Source organism: Neobacillus kokaensis (assembly GCF_014656545.1).
Taxonomy (GTDB): domain Bacteria; phylum Bacillota; class Bacilli; order Bacillales; family Cytobacillaceae; genus Neobacillus; species Neobacillus kokaensis.
In genome coordinates, this window is sequence record NZ_BNDS01000029.1 from 24,461 (window position 1) to 36,794 (window position 12,334).

Annotated in this window: 9 protein-coding genes; all 9 read right to left on the reverse strand. The window is 41.1% G+C overall.

The window, feature by feature from the left end; translation table 11 throughout:
• Nucleotides 1–24 precede the first annotated feature (24 nt).
• Nucleotides 25–1,671 carry a urocanate hydratase gene (gene hutU, locus IE222_RS22025; RefSeq protein ID WP_191276531.1) on the reverse strand — a complete coding sequence of 549 codons (1,647 nt, stop codon included), beginning with the start codon at nt 1,669–1,671 and terminating at the stop codon, nt 25–27.
• Between the two features lie 97 nt (nt 1,672–1,768).
• Nucleotides 1,769–2,908, reverse strand: a complete 1,140-nt coding sequence (locus IE222_RS22030; RefSeq protein WP_191276532.1) for an acyl-CoA dehydrogenase family protein — start codon at nt 2,906–2,908, stop codon at nt 1,769–1,771.
• Between the two features lie 35 nt (nt 2,909–2,943).
• Nucleotides 2,944–4,101 carry a CaiB/BaiF CoA transferase family protein gene (locus IE222_RS22035; protein ID WP_191276533.1) on the reverse strand — a complete coding sequence of 386 codons (1,158 nt, stop codon included), beginning with the start codon at nt 4,099–4,101 and terminating at the stop codon, nt 2,944–2,946.
• A 121-nt stretch (nt 4,102–4,222) separates the two neighbouring features.
• Nucleotides 4,223–5,626, reverse strand: a complete 1,404-nt coding sequence (locus tag IE222_RS22040) for a sodium:solute symporter family protein (protein WP_191276534.1) — start codon at nt 5,624–5,626, stop codon at nt 4,223–4,225.
• 407 nt (nt 5,627–6,033) lie between these two features.
• On the reverse strand, nt 6,034–6,570 hold the full coding sequence (gene spoVT / locus IE222_RS22045) for a stage V sporulation protein T (protein WP_191276562.1): 537 nt from the start codon (nt 6,568–6,570) through the stop codon (nt 6,034–6,036).
• A 313-nt stretch (nt 6,571–6,883) separates the two neighbouring features.
• Complete coding sequence (gene mfd, locus IE222_RS22050; RefSeq protein ID WP_191276535.1) at nt 6,884–10,426, reverse strand: transcription-repair coupling factor; 3,543 nt, start codon at nt 10,424–10,426, stop codon at nt 6,884–6,886.
• A gap of 156 nt (nt 10,427–10,582) precedes the next feature.
• Nucleotides 10,583–10,813, reverse strand: coding sequence for an anti-sigma-F factor Fin (gene fin, locus IE222_RS22055; RefSeq protein WP_191276536.1), 231 nt, complete (start codon nt 10,811–10,813; stop codon nt 10,583–10,585).
• Between the two features lie 120 nt (nt 10,814–10,933).
• Nucleotides 10,934–11,494, reverse strand: coding sequence for an aminoacyl-tRNA hydrolase (gene pth, locus IE222_RS22060; RefSeq protein WP_191276563.1), 561 nt, complete (start codon nt 11,492–11,494; stop codon nt 10,934–10,936).
• 156 nt (nt 11,495–11,650) lie between these two features.
• Entirely contained in the window at nt 11,651–12,289 is a 639-nt protein-coding gene (locus IE222_RS22065; protein ID WP_191276537.1) for a 50S ribosomal protein L25/general stress protein Ctc, read from the reverse strand.
• Nucleotides 12,290–12,334: the final 45 nt, after the last annotated feature.

Consider the following 12,334-nt stretch of genomic DNA (forward strand, 5'->3'; position numbering starts at 1 on the left):
ATGATGCTGAAAAAGTTTAGGCTGCTATAAAGGCTTTTTTAGGCCGAGCTCGCGTATCATATTGTTTGCTTTTATATAACCTGCATCTGCATGTCGAATTATGTTTAATCCTGGATCAATCGTCAATAAATTTTTTAACTTTTTTAATGCATCCAGACTTCCATCTGCTACTGCCGTCATCCCCGTGTGAATGGAATTGCCTATCCCTACACCACCGCCATGCTGAATGCTGACCATTGTCGCTCCAGCACTTGCATTCAAAAGTCCGGTTAGAATGGGCCAGTCCGCAATGATATCACTTCCATCCGGCATACCTTCTGTTTCCCGAAACGGCGCAGCCATCGTACTGCCTTCCGAATGGTCTCTTGTGATGGCAACCGGGGCAGATAGCTCGCCGGAGGCAACCATATTATTAATCAATTCTCCAATTTGACTGCGTTCATGGTAATTTAGCCAACAAGTACGGGCAGGCAAACCATAAAAATATATTTTTTCCTGAACAAACTTAATCCAGCGGCAGATCCTTTCATCACTTCCGAAATTCGCCAAAATCGCTTCGTCTAATTTATATATATCACCCGGATTTCCTGAAAGAGCGATCCAGCGGCAAGGTCCTCTTCCCTCACAATAGAGCGGCCGCAAATACTCAGAAATAAATCCTGGGAATGAGAATGCCTTTTCAAAACCAGCTTTAAAAGCCTGACCGCGAATATTATTTCCATAATCAAAAACGATAGCTCCTCTATTTTGCAGCTCGCACATGGATTTAACATGGGCTATAAGAGTTTCCTCCGCCATTTTTATATATTTCTCAGGCTTTTTATTTCTTAAAAATGCAGCTTGATCTAATGTTAATCCGCTTGGTATATAACCATTTAGCATATCATGAACCGCCGTTTGATCTGTTACAATATGTGGGGTGATCCCCTTTTTTACCATTTCACAATAAACATCTGCTGCATTTCCGCAAAGTGCGATGGCAAGTGGTCTTTCTAGTTCCATTGCCTCTTCAGCAAGGACAAGCGCTTCTTCAAGCGTATGAACCTTCACATCACAATAGTTATTAACTAATCGTTTATCGATCTTAGACTCATCCACCTCTACAACAATACACACGCCGCCATTCATCGTAACGGATAAGGGCTGTGCAGAGCCCATGCCGCCGAGACCCGAGGTTAAGACAAGCTTTCCTTTTAATGTAGATTGGAAGTATCGATTGGCTATTTCATTCATGGTTTCAAATGTCGCCTGGAGAACACCTTGGACTCCGATATATGCCCATGACGCTGCAGTAGCTTGCCCATACATCGTCAATCCTTTTTTTTCGAGTATAGAAAAGTCTTCATCATTAGCCCATTTTGGTACGACCATAGCTGTGGAAGAGAGAACTCGCGGAGAAAAAGGAAAAGTCCGGAAAGTCGCAACTGGCTTTCCGGATTGGATTAATAGAGTATGGTCGTTATCAAGGTTTTTTAGTTCACGGATAATCGCTTCCATCGCTTTCTTGTTTCTGGCAGCTTTGCCTCTTCCACCGTAAACGATTAACTCTTCACTATTTTCAGCTACCCTTGGATCAAGGCTATTAAGGAATAATCGCAATAAGCATTCGGTCTCCCAATTCTTGCAGGATAACTCTTTTCCGATTGGTGATTGAATCGTTGACTGCAGCATAAACTCACTCCCTATTACCTTGAATCCCATATTGGAATTCTTATATCTTTTATTCTCTATATTTTTCATTTTCCCTGCAAATCGTTTTTGCGTTTATTTACTTCAATAAATGACTGGAAATAACCATTTTCTGTACTTGGGATGTTCCTTCAAAGATTTCCAAAATACGCTGATCACGATAAAGCCTTTCAACCGTATATTCCTTCATATATCCGTAACCGCCATGGATTTGGACGGCTTTATGAACGATCCGGTTGGAAGCCTCCGCCGTAAACAATTTAGCAATTGATGCTTCTTTCGATATTCGGTATCCCTCTTTATCCTTCAAACTAGCAGTATAGTATGTGTATAAGCGGCCAATCTCAAGTTCCGCAGCCATTTCAGCTAACATCCACTGTAAACCTTGGTACTGTGCAATGGGCTTGTTGAAAGCAATACGTTCCTTAGAGTAAGCAACAGCTTCATCTAGCGCCGCTTGAGAAAGACCAACCGCCATCGACGCGATCCCAATACGGCCTCTATCTACTACTTGCATCGCAATTTTAAAGCCGTCCCCTTCTTTACCGACAAGGTTTTCTCTTGGAACACGAACATTTTCAAAAATGACCTCATCTGTTTTAGCGCCGCGAATCCCCATTTTGTTATCACCAGCACCATATGACAGTCCTGGAGTACCTTTTTCAACGATAAAAGCACTGATGCCTTTCGAGCCTTTTTCAATATCTGTCTTTGCATATACTACTAAAGTATCAGCATAGGCACCGTTCGTAATAAATATCTTTGAACCGTTGATCACATACTCGTCACCTTCGAGTTTTGCATTTGTTTTCATGGATGCAACATCGGTTCCGCCATTTGGCTCAGTTAAACAAAAAGCAAACAATTTCTCCCCTGAACACCCTGGAACTAAATATTTCTCTCTTTGCTCTTTATTAGCCGCAAGATATAAACCGTCAATTCCTAAATAATGGGCAGTAAGAATGGAACCTGTTGCTGCACAAGCATATGTAATTTCTTCTACAGCAATTGCCTCGGAGATGGAATCTGCACCTACACCGCCATCTTCTTCCGGATACGCGATTCCCATTAAACCAAGTTCAGCTAATTTTTTGATATGCTCAATTGGAAAACGATTTTCTTCATCTAATTCTGCCGCTTTAGGCATTAATACTTCCCGGCTAAAATCCCGGACCATGCTGCGGATACTTTTCTGTTCGTCTGTTAACTCAAAATTCATGGAAAATTCCCCCTTTTTTTGCTTCTGCGTTGAATTTAAATCTCGGCTTTCACTTCTTTGAATCTTCCGAGTATTTCTTCCGTATGCTCCCCCAATAATGGACTTGGAGATTGGATAACTGCTGGAGTCTTAGACAATTTCACCGGGTTTCCCGGGATTTTAAATTTCCCGGCTGTCGGATGTTCTAGTTCAATTAACATTTCTCGAACTTTTGTATGTTCATCCTCACATATTTCATCTATATCTAAAATCGGCGAGCTAGGAACACCGCCCTTGTTAATCAGCTCAACTGCCTCCGCTACCGTATAGGCTTGAAGCCATTCTTCAATAATCACTTTCAGCTCTTCCACATTTTCCGTCCGTAACGGATCCGTATTAAATCTTTCGTCTTTTTCGAGCTCTGGCTGATTCATAATGGCACACAATTTAGAAAAGAGAGGATCATTCGCAACCGCAATGACGATGTAGCCATCCTTAGCCCTATAAATATCAAACGGAGAACTAATCGGGTGTCTGCTGCCAATTCTTTCAGGAACAATTCTATCAACTGTATACCTCATCACATTGCTTTCTAATAATGAGAAGATAGAATCGACCATCGCTACATCTACAAATTGCCCTTCACCTGTCCGTTCACGATGAAATAAGGCAACCATAATTCCATATGCCGTATACAGCGCGGCACTCATATCCCCGAGGGACGCACCAGCCCGGGTTGGCGGCTGATCCGGATGCCCGGTTATGCTAGCTAATCCTCCCATTGCTTGAGCAACCAAATCGTATGCCGGCCTTTGACTATACGGGCCATATTGGCCAAAACCAGAAATGGAGGCGTATACAATCCCAGAATTTATTTCCTTTAACGTTTCATAATCTAACCCTAGTTTTTCCATAACACCTGGGCGGAAATTTTCAACGATTACATCCGATTCCTTGACCAATTCTTTTAGCAGGGAAATTGATTCCGGGTTTTTTAGATCCAGCTGAATTGACTTTTTTCCTCTATTTAAGAACATAAAGTAACCGCTCTCATTATTTTGAAATGGTCCAAAACCCCTTGTATCATCTCCAGTGCCCGGCTTTTCAATTTTAATCACTTCTGCCCCCATATCTGCTAAAAGCATCGTGCAATACGGGCCTGCTAATACTCTCGTGAAATCAAGGACTTTTATTTTCTTAAGTGGCTGCAACATCTTCATTCCCCTTTCTGTTCGAATATTGTACTTTAATTGTCATATGGCTGAATCTGTTCATCAAGGGAGATATTCTACTCTTTGGTGCACTTTTTAAAGAAATATCCGAAAATTATGGACCCTATTGTTTCATCCCTACGTCGCTTGATGCTGGATGGCGCAAACTTTCTACAAGTGTAAAAATAAGAATGACGACAATACTTGTAATCAATCCATAAACGATTGGAATAATGGAAACTGTACCGTAGATACCTAATCCAACTCCAATGACGACTGTGCTTAAAATAATGGAATAAAATACGGAGCGTGCAGAAACCTTTTTCCAAAAGAATCCCAAAATAATAGGAAAGAACAATGCGCCTGATAAGATGGCGAAGGCAATATCTAAAGCAACTAGTACATCTTGAATCCATAGAGCACAAATGATGCAAAAAACTCCAATTGCTAATGTGGTAAAACGGGTAACCGCTAAAAAGGTTTTTTCACTCATATTTGGTAAGAATAAACGTTTGATGACATCGTTAACGATTAACGTAGAGGATGCCAGCAATGTCCCAGAGGAAGTTGACATTAGTGCAGATAATACACCAGCTAAAACAAATCCCAGTGCGCCCGCTGGCAAAATTTCAATCGCTATGCTGGCAAAAGCGTTTTGGGGAACATTCAGATTTGGTACTACTACAAAAGCACACATACCAATAATTGAAACGGTGGCCGCATAAAGGAATGAATAACCTCCTGCAGCAATCATTCCTGCACGAGTTACTTTCAAGCTCTTTGCTGTAAATAATCGCTGCCATACATCCTGCCCGACAACAATTCCTAATGTATATAGCAAAATACTTTTGGCAATATCTAAACCGCCTGTTGCCGTGACGTTAAAATGCCCGGCTGGAATACTTGCCTGAAGCCCTTCAAATCCTCCAACCTTACTTAAACTTAGTGGAAGCATGATGAAAAAGATCCCAATCGTCATAACGGAAAACTGGACAATATCTGTCATGGTTACGGACCACATTCCACCCAAAACGGTATAGAATAAGACGATCCCTCCAGCAACTAAAATCGATACCATCACATTCCATCCGACCCAAACATTAATGACGCTTCCGATGGCAATAATTTGTGTAACCGTTAGCATTGTTGTGTAAGTTGCAGATACGAGAGAGCTTATAATACGTGCTTCAACATTGAATCGATTTTCGAGCATTTCTCCAATCGTTAAAACACGCAGTTTGAATATTTTTTTGGCTAAAAAGATACTAATAATAATCATTCCTAAACCTTGAGCCGTAACAAACCATATTCCTGAAAGTCCAAACTGATACCCTAATTTAGCTGTGCCAATTGTGGCCGCTCCCCCTAGAGTAAGCGCTGCCAAACAAGCCGTAAACATTGGAAAGTTCAAATTTCTCCCTGCTACCGCATAATCCTCAGTCGTTTTTGCCTTTTTCATTCCAATTAAACCTACAAGTGCAATGACGGGAAAATAACCAACGATAATGGCAACATCAATTGTGTTCATAGAAAACCCCTCTCTTTTAATTTATTTTGATTAAAGAAATTTCCCTAGGAAAATCTCTTTAATTATTGCCCAGACTTTCAAGATGAAGATTAGCCATAATAGTAACCATTTTCAGTATAGTTTGAATTTTATCACTTGCCCTTGTTCACAATAAGTGCCTTTTTTAAAGAATTAGTTCACTTTTCTTTGATAAAGGATAAAAAGAAAAAAAATTAAATTCAATGAGCCTCTAAAAAAATAAAAAAGGCAGCATCCAGCTGCCTCAGGTTTTCGAAAAACGTTCTATAGGGTTTTCAATAGGTCCATTTGCATTGACATCTTTAATAAATATCCTATTTTAAATCAGATAAAATAAAAAATTGCCGAGAAATATACCCTTTCTCGACAATCTTCTTTTCTGTACTTTTCTATTGTTCCATTTGTCTTGCCAAGAAGCCTGCTGCGGTTTCTACCGCCTTTTGCTCTACTTCTCCAAGTGTTCCTTCTTTTGCGAAAATCACTACTGCACCAATCGGATCTCCATTTGCTATAATTGGTCCAATCGTATAAGCTGAAATCGTTTCATCTGTTCCGTCAATTAACGCGACATCGCTCTGCTGAGTAACCAGTACCGAGCTTCTGTCTTCCATTGTTTTTTCCACCAAGCTGCCAATATTCTTATTTAAATAATCCTTTTTAGAGCCGCCTGCTACCGCAATAAACGCATCTCTATCACAAATCAATACAGGGTTACCGAGGCTGTCAAATAGGGCTTCCGCATACTCTTTGGCAAAATCGCCTAATTCGCTGATAGGTGAATATTTCTTTAAAATAACCTCCCCATCACGATCAACAAAAATCTCCAATGGGTCCCCTTCACGGATACGCAATGTTCTGCGTATTTCTTTCGGAATTACGACTCGACCTAAATCATCAATTCGACGAACTATTCCAGTTGCTTTCATCCAATGTTGCCTCACTTTCATCTGATGATTTTTCAACTTGGCGAGAAATATGTAACTGTCTAGCTGCAGCGCTTAGGACCTTGAGGTCATAAGCCAATCCGGCACAAGACTAAGAAGCAGCCTCCCATCCGGTTCGTCTTATGCTTGTCGCCCCTGACCAAGGCGCTTTCGCTTTTCTATTCGCCAACTTTGAACTTAGTATCTTTCATCTGTAAAGTTCTATTCACAATTTTTTCACAGATACAGGAAATATTCCCTTTTATACCTTCTGCCAAACCCGCTTTTGGATGATTACCCATTTTCTGGTGAACCTTTAAACAGGATTTTCTTGCCCCTTTTTTGCTAAAGGAATCCCTTTCACCATTTCAAATACGATATGAAGCCACTGGGCTGTCTGATAGCCTTTTGTATTGACGACTATTTTCAGCTTTTTCCCCTCCATTCCAGGAGTCACCGACCTGCCAAACTGGCTGCCAATATGGAACAGCTTGCTTCCGTCCATTGTGTTGGTAACCTCTTCAGTCAATAAAATGGTTACGTCTTGCTTTACCTGCTTAATTAATTCCACTCCATTCTGAATGGCTAAAACCTTCATTTCGGCAATTTGGAACAAATACGATACCTCATCTGGATATTCCCCAAAACGGTCTAACATTTCCCCTTGGAGTCCTTCTACATCTTCAAGTGATTCAATTCCTCTGAAGCGCTTATACATTTCAATCTTTTGGTGTCCATCCTTAATGTAGGTATCCGGAATATAGGCATCAAGTTCAAGATCAATTTCGACTGATTTTTTAACCTCAGCATGCGGGTCTCCTAACTCAGCCTTGCGCTCCTCAATCGCTTCTTTCAACATTTGCGAATATAAATCAAAACCGACTGAGTCAATAAAGCCATGCTGCTGTGCCCCCAATAAGTTGCCGGCACCCCTAATGGATAAATCACGCATTGCAATTTTAAATCCTGACCCTAGTTCGGTGAATTCTTTAATCGCCTGAAGACGCTTCTCAGCAACCTCCGTCAACACTTTGTCTTTACGATAGGTAAAATAAGCATAGGCGACACGATTAGATCTGCCTACACGGCCGCGCAGCTGGTAAAGTGTTGAAAGCCCCATGCGATCTGCATCAAAGACAATCAAGGTGTTTACATTCGGAATATCCACACCTGTCTCGATAATGGTAGTACTGACAAGCACATCAAATTCCCCAGCAAGGAAGCTGATCATCACTGACTCTAATTCATTTTCAGTCATCTGCCCGTGGGCGTAAGTCACCCGGGCATCGGGAACAAGCATCGAAATTTCTTCTGCTTTCCGTTCAATATCCTCTACCCTGTTATATAAAAAGTAGACTTGTCCGTCGCGGGCAAGTTCCCGTTCAATTGCCTCTCTGACAAGTGCTCCGTTATATTCCATGACATATGTTTGCACGGGAAAGCGATTTTCCGGCGGCGTTTCAATGACGGATAAATCACGAACCCCAAGCATTGACATATGCAGCGTTCTTGGAATTGGAGTGGCGGTTAATGTCAACACATCCACATTGGTTTTTAGCTTCTTAATTTTTTCCTTATGAGTCACACCAAAACGCTGCTCTTCATCAATAATCAGCAGCCCTAAATCACGATAAACAATATCCTTTGAAAGCAGGCGATGGGTACCAACGACGATATCTACTGACCCCGCCTTCAATCCTTTTAATGTTTCTGTCTGCTGCTTTTTTGAACGGAAGCGGCTTAATAAACCGATATTGATTGGAAATTCCTGGAAACGCTCTCTTAGTGTCTCAAAATGCTGCTGTGCTAAGATCGTGGTAGGCACCAAAAAGGCTACCTGTTTTCCGTCGGCAATCGCTTTGAAGGCAGCTCGGATCGCTACCTCTGTTTTTCCATAACCAACATCTCCGCAGAGTAAGCGGTCCATTGGACGTGGACGCTCCATATCCTTTTTAATTTCATGAATGGATCGCAATTGGTCTTCTGTTTCCTGATAAGCGAAGCTTGCTTCAAACTCCCGCTGCAAATCACCATCCGGAGAATAGCCGAAACCTACAGCTGCTTCTCGTTCTGCATATAACTTGATTAAATCATCGGCAATATCTTCAACAGAGGACTGAACCTTCTTCTTTACCTTCTTCCAATCGCTGCCGCCAAGTTTATAAACCTTAGGTTCCTTACCTTCTGATCCGACATATTTCTGAACTAAATCAATTTGTTCCACTGGGACATACAGCTTGTCAGAACCCTGGTAGCGGATATGAAGGTAGTCTTTATGAATGCCGTTAATGACCAGCGTCTCAATCCCTAGATATTTACCAATTCCATGATTCACATGGACAACATAATCACCGATTTTAAGCTCCGAATAGCTTTTGATTCTTTCTGCATTCGATAGCTTTTGGCGGCTGACTGATTTTTTTGCACGCTTATTAAAAAGCTCTTCTTCCGTAATAACAGCAATCCTTTGAAGTGCCAGTTCGAAGCCTGTTTGCAAACTGCCTTTTACAATTTGAACTTTACCAGGCAGCATCTGCTGATTGGCATCTACAATACTTGCAGGGATTTCATAGTCTTCAAGAACTCTTTCTAACTTTTTTACCCTCTCTGCATCTGGTCCAAGGAAAACAACTGCAAAATTCCCTTTAATCCAGCGGTCAATTTCTGACTTTAAGTGATGCATCTGTCCGTGAAAGTTCTGCATTTGCTTACAGGAAACATTTATAATATTTTGCGGGTTGGTATTAGCGACATGCCGTAAAAATAATGATAAGTACAGGATTGGAAAATCGCCTTTTTGCATAAGTGTCTGCAGATTGTGAGAAATATGAAGATCGTGAATAATTTGGCCTTCACTTAAGAGCGATGTATACCATTCCGCTTCCTCTTTCACCAGTGAATCATTCATTTCCTGCACTCGGCTTATTTCATCAATCATTACTAGGCCATTTGTCGGCAGATAATCTAGTAAACTATTAGGGTTTTCATATGCCAACGACATGTATTTAAAGACTTGATCTGGTCTTTGATTATTTTTTAACTGCTCTAATTCAAAACTGATATTCTGGGAAAGCTGCAATTTGGCTTTTTCATCTTTCACTTTCCGTAAACTTCCTGCTAAACCATGCTCCAGTTTTTCTACAATCCGACTGTAGTTCTCCGGCTCTAGCAGCAGTTCTGTTGCCGGTCCGATTAACACTTCTGAGACCTTTTCTTTGGAACGTTGATCCTCTAGAGAAAAATAACGGATTGATTCAATTTCTGTATCAAATAGTTCCATTCTTAGCGGGTTTGCTTCCGTAAGCGGATAAATATCGATAATTCCGCCTCTTACACTAAATTCCCCTGGTGTCGTTACCATTTCCTGGCGTATGTACCCCATTACCACCAATGTATTTAATAGTTGATCTGTATCGATATCTTCTCCGACTTTATAAGAGAGCTGATATTTTTGCCACAAGTCTTTAGGCGGCAGGATTTTCTTTAAGCCGGAGATTGGAACTATTAAAATTCCTTGTTTCTGCTTGCTCCAGTAATTTAAGGCCTCAATTCTTTGCGCCTTCAATTCTGGACTGGCAACGCTCAACTCAGCGGCAATTAATTCATTTGCCGGAAATAAATATACTTCCTTCTCACTTACTAGATTTACAAGATCATCATAGAGTTTTTGTGCCTGTAATAGATTATGGGTAACGAGCAGAATCGGCCGCTTCATTTGTTCATAAAGGGCAGATGTTAAGACTGTCCGTGCAGAACCTGATAACCCGGCTATTAATTGTTCTTTTAAGCCACCGTCCACACCTGCTATACAAGCACGAATATCCTCTTGATGAAGAAATAATGATTTTAGACCCTTCAAAGGTTCTCCACCTCCCTAAGTAGAATAAGCGGTATTCCCCGCTTTTCTCGGTTGTAATTTAACTTTTTTCGTATATCCTTTTATAAAGATTAAAAGAAATAATTTTCATATAATAGCAAATAGAAAAACGCTTTGGAGGTTCATCCAAAGCCTGGTTTAATGAATAAGGAAATCGTATTGATGGTAATCGGGATTCCGCTCTAACGATTCCTGACAGTCTTCGCAAATAGCCGTGATATGAATATCACCCGACGAGTCATACGTGACCATATCCTGTCTCTCTTGCTCTGTTAATGTATGAAGCCCAAGTGCTTCTGAGTGGACCGATGACTGCTCAAGTCTGCCAAGTTTTGTGCCGCAATGACGGCAATGGTAATGGATGGCCACACAATCCCTCCTAAGTCTCTCATTTACTTTACTAGTATGAGCTTTGTAGGAGGAACTTATTCATGATCACCCGCTGATATTTCTCTATTGTATGAATCAGAGGCTTGTATAATGAACAAATTACTGATTGTATTCATTCATAACTTGTAAAAAGGGCTTATCAAGCCATGCCTCACACGCATCTGCACTTTTTTTCACTGCTTCTTGAATAGAAGACTGTTCATCAGGACGGAAGCGGCCCAGTACGTAATCTGGAACACTCATTCCATTTTCCGGACGATCAATACCAATACGAATGCGGTTAAACACTTGCGTCCCTAAATGGGCGACAGTTGATTTTATTCCATTATGCCCGCCAGGACTCCCTTTTTGTCTTAGGCGGATTTTCCCTGCCGGTAAATCTAGATCATCATAAATGACCAGTAAATCTTCTAAATCGATTTGATAATAATCTGTCACAGCTCTAATTGACTCACCGGATAGATTCATGTATGTCAACGGTTTCAACAGCAGAATCTTCTGCCCGCCAGCCATTCCAATTCCATACTGCCCTTTAAATTTGGCCTGTGTCAGCGGTATGTTCAAACGGTTAGATAGTTCTTCTACAACCTCAAAGCCGACATTATGCCTAGTGTTTTCATATTGTTTTCCCGGATTGCCTAAACCGACGATTACCTTCATTTTACCTTGGCCCTCTCCCTCTTCCGCTTTAGCCAGTCTTTTTAAAATTTTCCGAAACATTTTAATCTCCTGTATTTAAAATGGATAAAAGACGTAACCTTGTTAGGTTACGTCTGTATTTCTATGAATGCCTGATAGCTAAAGCCTCTACTGTTTCTACTCTTTCCCTACTGGTTCAGTTTCTCTGCCTTCTTCATTATCAGGATGGCCGCCTTCTTGCTGCTCGCCGGCGTCAATTTCCTCTTCCTGCTTCGGCGGCAGGATGGAAGCAATTACTTCATCCTCTTCATGGTTGATGGTAAAATCACCCTGATGAAGGAGATCAGAAATCGATGCTGTCTCGCCCACCTGAAGGTTTGAAACATCCATCTCAATTTGCGGCGGTATATTGTCTGGTGTTGTAGTAATCGATACTTCATGAAGCGGTTGCTGCAAGACACCGCCGTCCTTTACACCGGCAGCCTCTCCGGTTAAAACAAGCCTCACGTTTACTGTAATTTTCGAGGATTTATCGACCGCTAAAAAATCAACATGAATAATATCTCGTTTAATACAATCCTCTTGATAGTCCGATAAAATGACATCTACTTTATTGCCATCAACATCTAAAGAAATAATTCCATTCCTGCCTACCATTCGAATCGTTTTTGTTAAGTCTGCCGAACTGACAAACACCGGTTTGCTATCAACCTTTGCACCGTATACGACTGCAGGGATATTTCCATTGTCGCGAATCTTTCTAAGTTCTGACCGTCGTAATTCCTTCCGCTCTTTTGCTTGTAAAACAGTACTCATGAGTTTGTCACCTTCCTATTTTTTTAAAAAGTCATCTTTATAAAA